General features: G+C 71.6%; 14 protein-coding genes. 9 read left to right on the plus strand and 5 right to left on the minus strand.

The window, feature by feature from the left end; translation table 11 throughout:
- The first annotated feature begins 39 nt into the window (after positions 1-39).
- The 4 genes from pdxS to ACIG87_RS11590 all read left to right on the plus strand — a co-directional run bounded on the left by pdxS (position 40) and on the right by ACIG87_RS11590 (position 3,023).
- Positions 40-957 (plus strand): pyridoxal 5'-phosphate synthase lyase subunit PdxS, encoded by a 918-nt coding sequence (pdxS, locus tag ACIG87_RS11575; RefSeq protein ID WP_396850366.1) that lies wholly within the window; start codon positions 40-42, stop codon positions 955-957.
- 14 nt (positions 958-971) lie between these two features.
- Positions 972-1,577, plus strand: coding sequence for a pyridoxal 5'-phosphate synthase glutaminase subunit PdxT (gene pdxT, locus ACIG87_RS11580; protein WP_396850368.1), 606 nt, complete (start codon positions 972-974; stop codon positions 1,575-1,577).
- 222 nt (positions 1,578-1,799) lie between these two features.
- Entirely contained in the window at positions 1,800-2,552 is a 753-nt protein-coding gene (locus tag ACIG87_RS11585; protein ID WP_396850369.1) for a YebC/PmpR family DNA-binding transcriptional regulator, read from the plus strand.
- Positions 2,553-2,870: 318 nt separating this feature from the next.
- Positions 2,871-3,023 carry a hypothetical protein gene (locus tag ACIG87_RS11590; protein WP_396850371.1) on the plus strand — a complete coding sequence of 51 codons (153 nt, stop codon included), beginning with the start codon at positions 2,871-2,873 and terminating at the stop codon, positions 3,021-3,023.
- Between the two features lie 93 nt (positions 3,024-3,116).
- Here ACIG87_RS11590 and ACIG87_RS11595 read toward each other — a convergent pair whose 3' ends face one another.
- The 3 genes from ACIG87_RS11595 to ACIG87_RS11605 form a co-directional block, all read right to left on the minus strand.
- A complete protein-coding gene (locus ACIG87_RS11595; protein ID WP_396850373.1) occupies positions 3,117-4,067 on the minus strand; it encodes a permease prefix domain 1-containing protein in 951 nt (316 codons plus the stop codon).
- Complete coding sequence (locus tag ACIG87_RS11600) at positions 4,064-4,405, minus strand: PadR family transcriptional regulator (protein ID WP_396850375.1); 342 nt, start codon at positions 4,403-4,405, stop codon at positions 4,064-4,066. The genes ACIG87_RS11595 and ACIG87_RS11600 overlap by 4 nt, the downstream gene beginning before the upstream one ends.
- A gap of 115 nt (positions 4,406-4,520) precedes the next feature.
- Positions 4,521-5,144, minus strand: a complete 624-nt coding sequence (locus ACIG87_RS11605; RefSeq protein ID WP_396850377.1) for a hypothetical protein — start codon at positions 5,142-5,144, stop codon at positions 4,521-4,523.
- A gap of 145 nt (positions 5,145-5,289) precedes the next feature.
- Between ACIG87_RS11605 and ACIG87_RS11610 the strand changes: the two genes are divergently transcribed.
- Positions 5,290-5,442, plus strand: a complete 153-nt coding sequence (locus ACIG87_RS11610) for a hypothetical protein (RefSeq protein ID WP_396850379.1) — start codon at positions 5,290-5,292, stop codon at positions 5,440-5,442.
- Between the two features lie 367 nt (positions 5,443-5,809).
- On the opposite strand, the gene ACIG87_RS11615 is transcribed toward ACIG87_RS11610, so the two are convergent.
- On the minus strand, positions 5,810-6,349 hold the full coding sequence (locus tag ACIG87_RS11615; RefSeq protein ID WP_396850381.1) for an RNA polymerase sigma factor: 540 nt from the start codon (positions 6,347-6,349) through the stop codon (positions 5,810-5,812).
- A gap of 430 nt (positions 6,350-6,779) precedes the next feature.
- On the opposite strand from ACIG87_RS11615, the gene ACIG87_RS11620 reads away from it, so the two are divergent.
- Together ACIG87_RS11620 and dnaE are read left to right on the plus strand one after the other, a co-directional pair.
- On the plus strand, positions 6,780-7,667 hold the full coding sequence (locus ACIG87_RS11620) for a hypothetical protein (protein ID WP_396850383.1): 888 nt from the start codon (positions 6,780-6,782) through the stop codon (positions 7,665-7,667).
- A 284-nt stretch (positions 7,668-7,951) separates the two neighbouring features.
- Positions 7,952-11,485, plus strand: coding sequence for a DNA polymerase III subunit alpha (gene dnaE / locus ACIG87_RS11625; RefSeq protein ID WP_396850385.1), 3,534 nt, complete (start codon positions 7,952-7,954; stop codon positions 11,483-11,485).
- A gap of 55 nt (positions 11,486-11,540) precedes the next feature.
- On the opposite strand, the gene ACIG87_RS11630 is transcribed toward dnaE, so the two are convergent.
- Positions 11,541-12,401, minus strand: coding sequence for an SPFH domain-containing protein (locus tag ACIG87_RS11630; protein ID WP_396850387.1), 861 nt, complete (start codon positions 12,399-12,401; stop codon positions 11,541-11,543).
- Positions 12,402-12,576: 175 nt separating this feature from the next.
- Between ACIG87_RS11630 and ACIG87_RS11635 the strand changes: the two genes are divergently transcribed.
- Together ACIG87_RS11635 and ACIG87_RS11640 are read left to right on the plus strand one after the other, a co-directional pair.
- On the plus strand, positions 12,577-13,614 hold the full coding sequence (locus ACIG87_RS11635) for an aminotransferase class V-fold PLP-dependent enzyme (RefSeq protein ID WP_396850389.1): 1,038 nt from the start codon (positions 12,577-12,579) through the stop codon (positions 13,612-13,614).
- Positions 13,615-13,707: 93 nt separating this feature from the next.
- Positions 13,708-14,331 carry a transcriptional regulator gene (locus ACIG87_RS11640; RefSeq protein ID WP_396850391.1) on the plus strand — a complete coding sequence of 208 codons (624 nt, stop codon included), beginning with the start codon at positions 13,708-13,710 and terminating at the stop codon, positions 14,329-14,331.
- Positions 14,332-14,362: the final 31 nt, after the last annotated feature.

Here is a 14,362-nt window from a genome sequence, read left to right on the forward strand (position 1 = left end):
GGAGCCAGCCCCCCGAGCAGGTCCGAGGAGTGATGAACCGTGCCCGAAACGACCTCTCCGAGCGCCGGTGCCAACCAGGTCTGGGGCACCGCCCGTGTGAAGCGCGGCATGGCCGAGATGCTCAAGGGCGGTGTGATCATGGATGTGGTCACCGCCGAGCAGGCCAGGATCGCCGAGGACGCCGGCGCCGTCGCCGTCATGGCGCTGGAGCGGGTGCCGGCCGACATCCGCGCCCAGGGCGGGGTGTCCCGGATGAGCGACCCGGACATGATCGACGGCATCATCGCGGCCGTCTCCATCCCGGTGATGGCCAAGGCCCGGATCGGTCACTTCGTCGAGGCCCAGGTCCTCCAGTCGCTCGGCGTCGACTACGTCGACGAGTCCGAGGTGTTGACCCCGGCCGACTACGCCAACCACATCGACAAGTGGGCGTTCACCGTCCCCTTCGTCTGCGGCGCGACCAACCTGGGTGAGGCGCTGCGCCGGATCACCGAGGGGGCGGCCATGATCCGTTCCAAGGGCGAGGCCGGCACCGGCGACGTCTCCAACGCCACCATGCACATGCGGAAGATCCGCCAGGAGATCGCCCGGCTCAGCTCGCTGCCGGCCGACGAGCTGTTCGTCGCGGCCAAGGAGTTGCAGGCCCCGTACGACCTGGTCAAGGAGGTTGCCGAGACCGGGAAGCTGCCGGTGGTGCTGTTCACCGCGGGCGGCATCGCCACCCCGGCCGACGCCGCGATGATGATGCAGCTCGGCGCGGAGGGCGTCTTCGTCGGCTCCGGCATCTTCAAGTCCGGCAACCCGGCCCAGCGGGCCGCCGCGATCGTCAAGGCCACCACCTTCCACGACGACCCGGACGTGCTGGCCAAGGTGTCCCGCGGCCTGGGCGAGGCGATGGTCGGCATCAACGTCGACGAGATCCCCCAGCCGCACCGGCTGGCCGAGCGCGGTTGGTGACGCGAGGAGGGGACGTGCGCGGACCGGTGATCGGGGTGCTCGCGCTGCAGGGGGACGTCCGCGAGCATGTCGCCGCCCTCGCCGGGGTCGGCGCGGACGCTCGTCCGGTGCGCCGGCCGGCTGAACTGGACGCGGTCGACGGGCTGGTCATCCCCGGCGGGGAGTCCACCACCATGAGCAAGCTCGTGGACATCTTCGGGCTGCGCGGGCCGATCGACAAGCGGATCACCGACGGGATGCCGGTCTACGGGTCCTGCGCCGGCATGATCATGCTGGCCGACGAGGTGCTGGACGGCCGCCCCGACCAGCGGGGCTTCGCCGGCATCGGGATGACCGTGCGGCGCAACGCGTTCGGTCGTCAGGTCGACTCGTTCGAGGCCCCGGTGGAGATCACCGGGGTCGACGGCGGGCCGTTCCATGCGGTCTTCATCCGCGCCCCCTGGGTCGAGCGGGTCGGCGACGGCGTCGAGGTGCTGGGTCGGATCACCGGTGGCCCGGCCGTCGACCGGATCGTCGCCGTCCGCCAGGGCAACCTGCTGGCCACCTCCTTCCATCCGGAGCTGACCGGCGACCTGCGCCTGCACCGCTACTTCACGGACCTGGTCCGGGCCGCCGGTTGAGCCCGCCTCGGTCCGGCCGCTGAAACGGGCAAAGGGCGACGATTCGGGGGTGGGCTCGTGCTGGTGACGCGCCGGGTGTGACGGTGGGGTGGGTGCTCTCGGTAGGATTGCCGCGGTTCGGCGCGGGCACTGCCCGTCGCAGCCCTCCAGTGCGACCGGTCCTGGCCTGGAGTCGGCGCGGCCAGTCGACGCGAGGCGTGAGTCAACAGACGGAGGTACGAGATGTCCGGCCACTCCAAGTGGGCGACCACCAAGCACAAGAAGGCCGTCATCGACGCCAAGCGCGGCAAGATGTTCGCCAAGCTGATCAAGAACGTCGAGGTCGCGGCGCGGACCGGCGGCGGTGACCCGGCCGGCAACCCGACCCTCTTCGACGCCATCCAGAAGGCCAAGAAGAGCTCGGTCCCGAACGACAACATCGACCGCGCGGTCAAGCGTGGCTCCGGCCTAGAGGCCGGCGGCGCGGACTGGCAGACCATCATGTACGAGGGTTACGGCCCGAGTGGCGTGGCGATGCTGATCGAGTGCCTGACCGACAACCGTAACCGGGCCGCCACCGAGGTCCGGACGGCGTTGACCCGCAACGGCGGCTCGCTCGCCGACGCCGGCTCGGTGTCGTACATGTTCTCCCGCAAGGGCGTGGTGATCGTCCCCAAGGCCGACACCACGGAGGACGACGTGATGATGGCGGTCCTCGACGCCGGCGCCGAGGAGGTCAACGACCTCGGTGAGGCGTACGAGGTGGTCTCCGAGCCGACCGACCTGATCGCCGTCCGCACCGCCCTGCGCGACGCCGGGATCGAGTACGAGTCGGCCGAGTCCGCCCTGATCCCCAGCGTCAACGTGCCGCTGGACGAGGACGGTGCGCGCAAGATCTTCAAGCTGATCGACGTTCTGGAGGACTGCGACGACGTGCAGAACGTCTACGCGAACTTCGACGTCTCCGACGACGTGATGGCGGCCGTCGACGCCTGATCCCGGTGACGCGACGTCGGTTCCCGCCGGGCGACGTGGTCGTCCGGCGGGAGATCCTGCGCGGTGAGGTGTGGTTCGGCTGCCCCACCATCTGCGTTGCGGACACCGCCGACCTGCTGGCGCTCTACCTGCCGTCGGGCACCGAGTTGGGCTTTCCCGAGGCCGGCGTCTTCCCGTGCGGCCGACACCCGTGGTGGACCGCCGGGCGCACCGTGTGGTCCGGGCACGGCAAGCTGATGCTGCAACGCCCCGGCGAGGCGCACTCGGTCGACGTCTTCTGGACCGGGCCCGACCGTACCTTCGCCGGCTTATCCGGGCATGGCAGCGGCGATCCGGGCCGAGGGGGACCGGATCGCCGACCTGCTCGACGCGGGGCAGCGCTGGTGGGACACGGGCTGGGCGGACTGGCGGCCGGACCCGTCCTGGCCGGTGCCACGGCTGCCGGCTGGCTGGGACAGCGTGCCCTGCTGACCGTCGTGACCAGGGAGAACCATCGTGGCCAGGGCGGCCGGCCGGGCCGGTCCCGGTCCGGCGTCCCCGTGTGCGCCGGACCGGGACCGGGGTTCAGGCGCCGGACCGGCGGGTCTTCACCACGCTGTCGACGACGTCCCAGAGCGTGATCGCCGCGACGGCCACGACCGTGCCCCGGGTGACGGTGTGCAGACCGTCGCCGTCGCGCAACCAGGCGAACCGGGCGACCAGGTCCGGGTTGAGCAGCCGGTCGGTGAGCACCAGCCAGACCAGCGGTACGGCGAAGGCCAGGTCGAGCAGGGCGTTGACCGCGACGAGCGGCCAGGTCCACCGCCCGGTGCGGTACTTCACCACCTCCAGGGCCAGGCTGGCCAGCAGCGCGGCGGCCAGCACCGGCAGCCAGGACGTCCACAGCGCCGGGTCGAGCAGCGGGATTCGTTCGCCTCCGGTGCCCCGGGCCCAGGACCGGAAGTGCTGCCAGGGCAGGAAGGCCAGGGTGAGCAGGATCATCGCCACCGAGGCGCAGGTGTCGGTGAGCCGGACGTCGCGCTCCACCGGTGCCTCGGGCAGTTGGTCGACGCTCCATTCGGGCAGCTTCGGCGGGGCGGCGGTGCGTTCCAGGACGGCGAAGCTGAGGGTCACCCAGAAGGCGATCTGCACGGCCGTCTGGAAGGCGACGCTGATGCCCGACCCGATGGCCCCGGCAGGGTTGTCGCCGAGGGTTGCCTGGACCACCCCGACGATGACGCCCACCGCACCGGGGATGGTGGTCAGCAGCCGCCGCAGCACCCGCTGCCAGACCAGGTAGTAGGTGGGGCCGATGAGTTGGAGCCGGCGGTCGGCGTAGCGGGCGGCCAGGCGCTCCGGGTGGCCCAGCTCGGTGAGCACCTCACGTTCGGCGGTGGCGTCGTCCTGCCCGCCGCCGGTCCGATCGTCGATCATGTCCTCGATGGCGGCGCGCAGCTCGGTGGCGATCTCTTCCCGTCGGGGTGCCGGCACCGCCCGCAGGGTGGCCGCGAGGTAGCGGTCGGTCAGGGTGCTCATCGGTCGGCTCCTTCGATCAGCCCGGTCACGGAGGTCTGTACGGCGGCGAGGTCGTCCAGCAGTCGGGCCAGGACCGTCTCCCCGTCGGCGCTGGTGCGGTAGAACTTGCGCGGCCGGCTCTCCTCGGTGTTCCACTCGCTGGTCAGCAGCCCCTGCTCCTCCAGCCGCCGGAGCAGGGGATAGAGGGTGTTGGCGTCGACCGGGAAGCCGTGCCCGGCGAGGCGTTGCAGCAGCGCGTAGCCGTAACCGGGCTGGCGCAGGGCCAGCAGGCTGGCCACCACCACGGTGCCTCGACGCAGCTCCTGGAGATGGGTTCGCAGGATCTCGTCGCTGACCATGCTTCACACCATAGTGTGTGGCGCACACTAATGTCGACTGGTACATCAATGTGGGACATGCCAGCACGCCGGCAGGGACGTCGAGGAAGCCAAGACGCCCCTGCCCGTACGGTCGTCAGCAGGAGCGACCCTGCCGGAAGGCCCGCTCGACGTGGTCCGCCGGCCCGACCTGGAAGTAGCCGACGACCGGCCGGACCGGGTGCCCGGTGAACAGCTCCACCCGACTGCCGAACCGCACCAGGTACGCCGTGGCGTCCCCGGCATCGCTGTGGATCAACGAGCCCTGTCGGCCGTACACCTGTGCCAGCTCGGCGAAGGTCATGCCCACCGCCGCCCCGGCCGGCGACCGGGGCGGCGCGGTGGCGGTACCCACCTCGACCAGCCGCCCGTCCCGGAAGGCCAACAGGATCACCCCGGCCCACTCGCCGGTGACGCCGGCCTGGACGACGCCGTCGCACCCGACGGCCGTCCAGTCGATCAGTCCGGCCGAGGTGAGCCGGGTCAGCGACGCTCCGATCCGGAACGGACCCGCTCCCCGGACGCTGAGCAGGTCGGTGCTGTCGGCCGCCGGGCCCGAGCGGCCCGGCGGGAGGTCCACGGTGGAGCCGGACCGGGCGTTGTTGTCGGAGCCCGGCCGGGCGGCGTCGGCCGGCGGAGCGGTGGCGGGCGCGGCAGTGGCCGGCGCGGCGGTGGCGAGGGCCAGCACGCTGGCGAGCAGGATGGCGGGGAGACGATGCATGACGCAACTCCTTCGGCGGTACGGGTCTGTCGTTCTGTTGGTCTCCGCCCGGCCGGACTAGGTTCGCCGATTTCCCGACCGGTCCCGGCCCGCGGCGGTCCCCGTCATCCGTCGACGCCGGTTACCGTGCGGTGGGGGTGGGGCGATGAGCACTCCGGCGTGGATCGGGTCCTACCGGATCGAGCGGCTGCTCGGCACGGGCTCCTTCGCGACCGTCTGGCTCGGCCACGACCCGGTCCTCGGGTGGTCATCGCGGACCTGGGGCTGGCCAAGGCGCTCGCCGCCGCGTCCGGGCTGACGGCCCGCGCCGGCACCCCGGCTACATGGCGCCCGAGCAGGACGATCCGCTGGCCGTGGTGGACACCCGCAGCGAGGTGTTCGGGTTGGGCCGGTTGGGGCTCCGGCTGCTCGGCGGTCCCGATCAACGGCTGCGCGCGGTGGGTGTGCCCGGACCGGTGGCTACGGTGCTGCGTCGGGCCCCCGCGTCCCGCCCCGCCGACCGTTACCCCGACACGGATGCCTTCCGAGCGGCGCTGCGTCGAGCCACCCCGTCGAGCCACCCCGTCGCCCGGCGACCCGGCCGAGGGTCGGTGGGCGAACGGTCGTTGGTTGGCCGGTCGGGGTGGCGGGGCGGTGCGGGCGCGACGGGGGCCCGGCGTCGCGGCTCAGTCACCGGTCAGCCGTTCCCGTACCTGCCGGCGGGCCAGGTGGACGCGGGACTTCACGGTTCCCTCCGGCACGTCGAGCAGGGTGGCGATCTCGCGGTAGGACAGGCCGAGCACGTCGCGCAGGGTCAGCGCCTCGGCCAGCTCGGGGCGGACCGCGTCCAGCGCGTCGAGCAGGTCGAGCCGGGTGCCGGCGACCACGCTGGTGCGCCGCGGGTCGGGCGGGTCGGGCAGCGGCACGCCGCCGGCCTCGACCTGCCAGCGTCGACGCAGCGCCCGGTAGGTCAACCGGGCCCGGTTGGCGGTGAGCCGGTACAGCCAGGTGTGGAAGGAGGACCGGCCCTCGAATCGTCCGATGCCCCGGGCCAGCGCGAGCAGGGCGTCCTGGCAGGCCTCCTCGGCGTCCTCGCGGTACGGCAGCAGTCGGCCGCAGAGTCGCAGGACCTCGGGGCGTACCGCCGCCAGCAGCGCGTCGACCGCGCCCGGCACGCCCTGGGCGGCGGCTCGGGCCAGGTCGTCGATGTCGTCCGAGAGGAGCATGCCAGGTCTCCCGACCACCGCCGTGTCGTGCTGTCGAGGGTAGGACGCCGGGGCCGGCCCCGTGGTTGCCGAGTCGGCCAGCCGACCGGTCACGCAGGCCGTGGCCCATGGTGGACGAGCGGCTCGGGGCGGCGGGGCAGCGGTGGAGATCGGGAGCAGGACCGGTCGCCCAGGGTCTCCCTTGGACCCTGCACCCCGCGCCCCGGCGGTGAACGCGGTGGGGAACGCGTCGGCCGGCGAGGGAACGCATCCGGTTTGCCGGCTATCCGCATTTCTCTGTTTCGACATTTAAGTCCGTTTAGTCTACTTGCAGGTAATTCCTCCCGATCGTCGGGAGGAGAGACGAACAAGAGGCGAGAGCGTGAAACTGGTAAGGCGAATGGCATCAGTGGCGACAGTGGCCGTTGCGGGCACGGGGATCGCCGGTTTCATGGCACTGGCGACCGGTGGGCCCGCAGTGGCGGCGCCGGGCGACGCGAGCGCGCGGGGCGTGGTGGTCGATCTCTCCGCCACCGTCCTCGGGGAGCCGGTCATCAGCGCCAACGCGACCATCGGCAGTGCGACGGCACCGGCCGGCGGCGGCACCGACTCCACCACCGGTCTGGCGGTGGTCATCCCCGGTGCCGTGGGGGTCACCGCCAGCGGCACCGTGGTGCAGGTCAGCGCGACCCGGGGCCCCACCGCGTCCCTGGCCAACTCCGACATCACCGCGCTGACCCTCGGTGTGCTGGGCGTTCCCGTGCTCAACGCGGATCTGATCAGCGCGGCGGTGAACTGCCCGCAGGTCGGCGCCCCCACCGCGGACACCAACGTCGTCGGACTGACCCTGTTCGGCGCACCGGTCGTGCTGGTGCCGAACACTCCCGGTGTCACCGCGAGTGCCGCGGTGACGGTTCCCGGCCTGGTCGGTGCCGCTCTCACCGTCACCCTCACCAGCGTCGAGACGGTCACCGCCGACACCGCTGCGGCCATCGCCGTGCAGGCCACCGTCCAGTTGACCGGCGCGGTCGTCGGCGGTCAGCCCGTGACCATCCCGGTGGGCACGGTCATCCTGGCGCAGGCGAACTGTGAGCGGCCGTTGGCCCCGACCTCACCGACGGCCAGCCCGACGCAGCCCACGGCTTCGCCGACGCAGCCCACGGCTTCGCCGACCCAGCCGACGGTGTCGCCGACCCCGACGAGGCACCCGCACCTGCCGGTGACCGGCGACAGCGGTTCCGGCCTGGCCTGGACGTTCGGCATCGGCACCGCGATGGTCGCCACCGGCACCGCCGCCCTGATGGTCGCCCGCCGGTCGCGACGCAGCACCGAGGAGTGACCGCGACGGTTCGGCACTGACCGGTAGAAGTGGGCCCCGGGCGACCGCCCGGGGCCCACCGCGTGCTCCGGCCGTCGCGGGTGACCTGCCCGTCCTGGCGGCTCGCCGGGGAAGCCGACGCGATCGGTAGGCAGTCGGATCGTGACGTCCGGTGACGGGTTGGGACTCGATCGGTGGACCCGGCACCGGGCCCCGCGCGGCGGTGCCGAGGGGTCCGCCGGCCGGCGCTATCGTGGACCGGCCTGATCTCGTGACCCATGATCCGATCCGGGGGGACGCCACGCATGGGCGATTCGTTCGCGCATCTGCACGTACACACCGAGTACTCGATGCTCGACGGGGCGGCCCGGCTGAAGGACCTCTTCGCCGAGGCCAACCGGCTCGGGATGCCGGCGGTGGCGATCACCGATCACGGCAACATGCACGGCGCGAACGACTTCTACAAGCAGGCCATGGCCGCCGGCATCACTCCGATCCTGGGCGTCGAGGCGTACGTGGCGCCGGAGTCGCGCTATCACAAGGCGCGGGTCAAGTGGGGTCGGCCGGAGCAGAAGAGCGACGACGTCTCCGGTAACGGCGCGATCACCCACAAGACCATGTGGGCGCGCAACGCGCAGGGCCTGAAGAACCTGTTCACCCTCAACTCGCGCGCGTCCATGGAGGGGCACTACGTCAAGTGGCCCCGGATGGACATGGAGCTGATCGCCGAGCACGCCGAGGGGATCATGGCGACCACCGGCTGCCCGTCCGGCGCGGTGCAGACCCGGCTGCGGCTCGGCCAGTTCGACGAGGCGCTCAAGGTTGCCGCCACCTACCAGGACATCTTCGGTCGGGAGAACTACTTCCTGGAGATCATGGACCACGGGCTCTCCATCGAGCAGCGGGTCCGGGAAGATCTCATCACGATCGCCCGCAAGCTGGACATCCCGCCGGTGGTCACCAACGACTCGCACTACACGCACGAGGCCCAGGCCGAGGCGCACGACGTGCTGCTCTGTGTGCAGACCGGCAGCAACGTCGCCGACCCGAACCGGTTCCGCTTCGAGGGCGGCGGCTACTTCGTCAAGTCCGCCGACCAGATGCGCGCGGTCGACTCCTCGGAGTTCTGGCAGCAGGGCTGCCGCAACACCCTGCTGGTCGCCGAGAAGGTCGACCCGAGCGGAATGTTCGAGTTCCACAACCTGATGCCGCGCTTCCCGGTGCCCGAGGGGGAGACCGAGGAGTCCTGGTTCCGCAAGGAGACCTTCAAGGGGCTGGCCCGCCGCTATCCCGGGGGCATCCCCGAGGGGCACGTGGTGCAGGCCGAGTACGAGCTGGGCGTCATCAACCAGATGGGCTTCCCGTCGTACTTCCTGGTGGTCGCCGACTTCATCCAGTGGGCCAAGAACCAGGGCATCGCGGTCGGTCCGGGCCGCGGGTCGGCCGCCGGCTCGTTGGTCGCGTACGCGCTGGGCATCACCGACCTGGACCCGATCCCGCACGGCCTGATCTTCGAGCGGTTCCTCAACCCCGAGCGGGTCTCGATGCCGGATGTCGACATCGACTTCGACGAGCGTCGGCGCGGCGAGGTGATCAAGTACGTCACCGACAAGTGGGGCGAGGACAAGGTCGCCCAGATCGCCACCTTCGGTACGATCAAGGCGAAGGCCGCGATCAAGGACTCGGCCCGGGTCCTCGGCTTCCCGTACGCGGTCGGCGACCGGATCACCAAGGCGATGCCCCCGGCCGTGATGGGCAAGGACATCCCGCTCACCGGCATCTTCGACCCCAAGCACCCCCGCTACGCCGAGGCCGGCGAGATCCGGGGTCTCTACGAGACCGACCCGGACGTCCGCAAGGTGATCGACACCGCCAAGGGCATCGAGGGGCTGATCCGGCAGACCGGCGTGCACGCCGCCGGCGTCATCATGTCCGCCGAGCCGATCATCGAGCACATCCCGCTGACCCGCCGGGACGCCGACGGGGCGATCATCACCCAGTTCGACTACCCGACCTGCGAGTCGCTCGGGCTGTTGAAGATGGACTTCCTCGGCCTGCGCAACCTGACGATCATCGACGACGCGGTCAAGAACATCCAGCTCAACCACGGCAAGCAGCTCGACCTGCTGGCCCTGCCGCTGGACGACAAGCCCGCCTACGAGCTGCTCGCCCGGGGCGACACCCTCGGCGTGTTCCAGCTCGACGGCGGGCCGATGCGCTCGCTGCTGCGGCTGATGAAGCCGGACAACTTCGAGGACATCTCCGCCGTGCTGGCGCTCTACCGGCCCGGCCCGATGGGCGTCGACTCGCACACCAACTACGCGCTGCGCAAGAACGGCCTCCAGGAGATCACCCCGATCCACCCGGAGCTGGAGGAGCCGCTGCGGGAGATCCTCGCCCCCACCCACGGCCTGATCGTCTACCAGGAGCAGGTGCAGCGCGCCGCGCAGATCCTCGCCGGCTACACCCTCGGCCAGGCCGACCTGCTGCGCCGGGCGATGGGCAAGAAGAAGAAGGAGATCCTCGACAAGGAGTTCATCCCGTTCCGGGACGGCTGCCGCGAGCGCGGCTACTCCGACACGGCGATCCAGGCGGTCTGGGACGTCCTGGTGCCGTTCGCCGGATACGCCTTCAACAAGGCGCACTCCGCCGCGTACGGGCTGGTGTCGTACTGGACGGCGTACCTCAAGGCGCACTACCCGGCCGAGTACATGGCGGCGCTGCTCACCTCCGTCGGTGACGACAAGGACAAGATGGCACTCTATCTGTCGGAGTGCCGCCGGATGCGGATCCAGGTGCTGCCGCCGGACGTGAACACCTCCGCCGGTCCGTTCACCCCGGTCGGCAAGGACATCCGCTTCGGCCTGGCCGCCGTGCGCAACGTCGGCGCGAACGTGGTCGCGGCGATCATGCGGTGCCGCGACGAGAAGGGCGAGTACGCCGACTTCTACGACTTCCTGTCCAAGGTCGACGCGGTGGTCTGCAACAAGAAGACCATCGAATCCCTGATCAAGGCGGGCGCGTTCGACTCGCTCGAGCACTCCCGCAAGGGCCTGCTCGCCGTGCACGCCGACGCCATCGACGCCTTCGCCGACGTCAAGCGCAAGGAGGCCGTCGGCCAGTACGACCTCTTCGGCGCCGGCTTCGGCGACGCCGACACCGGCGGCAGCACCACCGTGATGCCGGTGATCGGCGATGCGGAGTGGGACAAGCGGGACAAGCTCGCCTTCGAACGCGAGATGCTCGGCCTCTACGTCTCCGACCACCCGCTGTTCGGCCTGGAACACGTCCTCGGCGCGGCGGCCGACACCACGATCGCCGCGCTGTCCGAGGAGGGCACCGTGCCCGACGGCGCGGTGGTCACCCTGGCCGGCATCCTCTCCGGCGTCCAGCGCCGGGTCACCAAGCAGGGCCGGGCCTGGGCCTCGGCCGCCCTGGAGGACCTGGCCGGCGGGGTGGAGACGCTGTTCTTCCCGAACACCTACGAGGTGATCGGCCAGTACATCGCCGAGGACGCGATCGTGGTGGTCAAGGGCCGGGTGGACCGGCGCGACGACACCCCACGGATCATGGCGATGGACATGTCCATGCCGGACGTCACCAGCAACCCGGCCAACAAGCCGGTGACGTTGACCATCCCGGTGCACCGCTGCACGCCGCCGCTGGTGGAACGGCTCAAGGAGACCCTGGTGCTGCATCCCGGCGACACCGAGGTGCACGTCAAGCTGCTCAACGGCGGCAAGGTGACCACGCTGCGGCTCGGGCCGTTCCGGGTGGCCGCCACCACCGCGCTGATGGGTGACCTGAAGAGCGTCCTCGGCCCGGCCAACGTCAGCTGACCCGCCGGGCGGTGGTCACCCCGCCCGGCAGGTCGTCACCCCGCCGGGCGGGGCGTCACTTGCCGCCGGTCACGATCCCCGGGTTGATGCACAGCCCGGGGGTGCTGCCGTTCTTCTCCGCGATCTCCAGGCAGCGGGACACCTTGTCGACCTTGGCGTTGGTCTCGGTGATCTGCTTCTGGATGTCGGCGTTCTTGCGGTCCTGTTCGAGGTTGCGGGTCTGCGCCAGCTTGTCCTGGAAGGCCTTGATGTTGCCCTCGGTCTTGTCGTCGTGGTTGACCCGGGTGATGGTCACGGACAGGATGTCGACGTCGCCGGAGAGCCGGCCCTCGGCGTTGCCCCGGATGCCCTCGGCGAACGGCTTGAGGTCGACGTTCAGGTTGCCCGTCCGGGCGTCGATCTTCTCCAGCGGGTTGTACGCGGCGAAGGCGTCGTTGACGGCGCTGTCGAGCTGCACCCCCACCCGCTGGCCGCGGAAGCTCTCGAAGTCGCCCTTGTAGTCCATGAACTGCTTCGGCGCGTTCTCGGGCTTGACCTGCCACTCGATCAGCACCTCCACGCAGGCGTCGGCGAGGGTGCCGGTGCGGACCCGCACGCACTGGTCGCCGCCGATGTGGTCGTACTTCTGCCGGCCGGCGTCCCACTCGCCGACCTTCTGCCAGGGGGCGACCCACTTGAGTCCGGAGCCGGTGACCTCGCCGGTCGGCTTGTTGAAACTGGTGACGATCCCGACCGAGCGGATCGGGACGGAGTGGGCGCTCGACCCCACGGCGAAGGCCACCGTCCCGACCAGGAAGCCGAGTGCGACCAGCGCGGACATCTGCTTGACGCCCCGGTTGCGGGCGACGAGCGCCGTCGCGCCGGAGAACACCAGCCCGATTCCGAGAATGACGGCGAATGTGAAGCCGACCGGCACGGGGCATCACCCTTCCAGGGGTTGGTCGCGATGTGGATCATCAACCTAGGTCCGCCTGTCAAGGCCGACCCGGGTGCCGGGTGCCCGGCGGTGCGGGACGGGCGGTGCCGGGCGGGGGCCACCACCACCTGATTGGCGCTGACCGGGCAGCCGCGTCGTCACTAGCCTCGATCCCATGGAGCTGGAACAGGCACGCAAGCTGTGGCAGCCGGAGCCCGGTTGGTTGAACACCGCCAGCTACGGGCTCCCACCCGAGCCGGTCTGGACGGCGGTGCAGGACGCGCTGGCCGACTGGCGGGTGGGGCGTACCTCGTGGGAGGTGTGGGGGGAGGCGACCGAGCGGTCCCGGGAGGCGTTCGCCGGTCTGGTCGGCGTGCCGGTGGTGGACGTCGCGGTCGGCAGCACCGTGTCGCAACTGCTCGCGCCGGTCGCCGCTGCCCTGCCGGCCGGAGCCGCCGTGGTCGTCCCGGAGGTCGAGTTCACCTCCAACCTCTTTCCCTGGCTGGTGCAGCAGGAGCGGGGGGTGCGGGTGCGCACCGTGCCGTTGGCCGGTCTGTGCGACGCGATCGACGCCGGCACCGATCTGGTGGCGTTCAGCCTGGTGCAGTCCGCTGACGGGGCCGTCGCCCCGTACGCCGAGATCGTGGCCGCGGCCCGCGCGCACGGCGCGCTGGTGGTGGTGGACGCCACCCAGGCGTGCGGGTGGCTCCCGTTCGACGCGGCGCTGGCCGATGCGGTCGCGGTCGGGGCGTACAAGTGGCTGATGGCGCCGCGCGGCTCGGCCCTGGCCTACCTTGCCCCGGCGCTGCGGGAGCGGATGCGCCCGGACGCCGCCGGCTGGTACGCGGGCAAGGACCCGCACTCCTCCTACTACGGCCCGCCGCTGCGGTTGGCCGACGACGCCCGTCGGTTCGACATCTCCCCGGCCTGGTTCAGCTGGGTGGGCACCGCGCCGGCCCTGGAACTGGTCGCCGAGCTCGGGCCGGCGGTGATCGGGGCACACGACGTGGCGCTGGCGAACCGGTTCCTGGCCGGGCTGGGGCAACCGCCGGGCCGCAGCGCGATCGTCGCGGTGGAGGTGCCCGACGCGCAGCAGCGGCTCGAGCGGGCCGGGGTGCGGGCGGCGGTCCGCGCCGGGCGGGTCCGTGCCTCGTTCCACCTCTACACCACCGAGGCGGACGTGGACCTGGCGTTGGACGCGCTCACCGGCTGAGCCGGCGCAGACAAGTCCCCCGTCGGCGCATCCGAACCGCGTCGCCGGGGCGAATCCCCGGGTAGTGGTCGCCTACCCGGGGGGTGCGTCTTGGTGTTGACAGATCCGATGCCGGTCGGGGCCGTCGAGACGGCCCGCAAGCGGCTCTCGGCAGCCGCCGAGGACCTCGACGCGAACCGGGTCGCCGCGTTGGTGCTGGAGTTCGCCGCCGACGTCGGGGTGGCAGCGGTCTGGGAGGGGCTCTGCGTGCCGCTGCTGGCCGGGCTGCGGGGGCGCGACGCCGCCGAGATCGCCGTCGAGCACGCCCTGTCCGAGGGCGTCCGGATCGGGCTGGACGTGCACCGGCGCGACCCCGGCCGGCAGTTGCGCACCGACGGCGTGCTGCTCGCCGGCGTCGAGCACGAGGCGCACTGCCTGGGCCTGCACGCGATGGCCGCCGCGCTGCGTGAGCAGGGGCGGGGTTGCCTGCACCTCGGGCCGGCCCTGCCCTGGGCGGCGCTGGGCTCCGCCGTGCTGCGGGCCCGGCCGCGGACCGTGGTGCTCTGGTCGCAGACGCCGGTCACCGGCCGCGCGTACCGCCTGGTCCGCTTCGGCCGGGACTTCCCGGGGGTACGCGTGTACGCCGCCGGCCCGGGTTGGATCGAGCCCTTCCCACCCCCGTCGACCCGGCTGACCAGCTTCTCCGCCGCCCTGGCCGCGTGTGGCGTGCCGGCCTGACCCGGACCGCCACCCGTCGGTCGGCCGCCCC

Origin of the sequence: Micromonospora sp. NPDC051925 (assembly GCF_044548625.1) — a bacterium.
In the GTDB taxonomy this organism is placed as follows: Bacteria; Actinomycetota; Actinomycetes; order Mycobacteriales; family Micromonosporaceae; genus Micromonospora.